Genomic DNA, 1,123 nt, shown 5'->3' with positions numbered 1-1,123 from the left:
ATATCTTAATGCAGTTGCAGCTGTCAGCGCTCTACAGTCATTTGAGGGAAGCGCGTTATATCTGGACAGAAGAAGATGAAATACAGCACAAAAGACAGCAGGAAGAATTTGCAAAACGTCATAAAAAGGAGCAGGAAGAGGCGGCTAAAAGAGCCAGAACGGTCACTCATACTTCATCAACAACTCACCAACAAGACGACTGGGGGGGCTTATTCTCCTCCGGTTCAAGCTTGACTTATAATTTTTCAAGCAGCGAAGATGGCAGTGGTTCTACCAGCTTTGGTACAGCAACGACTACTGAAGTTCAGGGTCGGGATGCAGGCTGGAATTGAAGTTATTTGTAAGATTTCACGTTTGAGGGCCTTGCAGTGTTCTCATTTGGCTGCCGGGAACGTCAGGGCCAGAAAGCAACCTGAACCATTAATTTTTTTTCAGCACCTGCCAGTGGATTGTCCTATTCTCACTGAGTTTGTCAGGACATAGGGTTGGCGGATGCTTCTCTTTTGCGGTTTACGGTCTGTGTTTTTGAATCTGATGCTGGTGACTTCCTGTTGGGGCAGTGTTGAGTCACTGGAGCGGAAAGTTCTCATAGATGTCCAGTACGACATTAACAGTCTCTATTTTGGTTATGTATTTGCCGAAGAATATAACAGGCTGTTTAAAGCCATAATGGTTTCAGTGCGTCAAGTCTATGACCGCTATGAGCAGGAACATTGGCCAGAAGGCCATTTTGCTCCAGACAATCAGACAGAAGCCCGACAGCTGCTGCTCACCAGACTTTTTCAGGAGGCCACCCGCCACACTATAGCGAACGTCACGGGTGGCTATGTTGTGGATGAGACTCACCCGGGCCGTCCCATGTTTCACCTCCTGCAGGCATTCAGTAATGCTCCGGCCATGGAAGAATCCCGGGATGTTAATCAGTGGTATCAAACCCAGCCGGTGTTGCTTCAGGGGGTTTTGGCTGAAGATCGTCGGGACTCCATGGAAAGCCTGATTGAGGAAGCTGTACTGAACAGTTTCAGAGCATTTCCGTCCAACCCACTTTCCCCGAAAGAGTTAGCCCGACAACTCGGTTTTATTCTGGTAGAAATGCAGGAGCTTTTTCTCCGTGGCAAGGGGC

At 48.3% G+C, this 1,123-nt stretch carries 2 protein-coding genes; both read left to right on the top strand.

Going from position 1 to position 1,123, the window contains the following annotated elements; translation table 11 throughout:
- On the top strand, window positions 1-332 hold a 332-nt coding region (locus KDK16_RS08755), incomplete at its 5' end, for a hypothetical protein (protein WP_257275643.1).
- 193 nt (window positions 333-525) lie between these two features.
- Window positions 526-1,123: hypothetical protein (locus KDK16_RS08750; protein WP_257275642.1), on the top strand; the 598-nt coding region annotated here is incomplete at its 3' end.

This window comes from Endozoicomonas sp. SESOKO4 (genome assembly GCF_024606275.1).
This window is presented reverse-complemented; position numbering and strand designations above follow the sequence as displayed.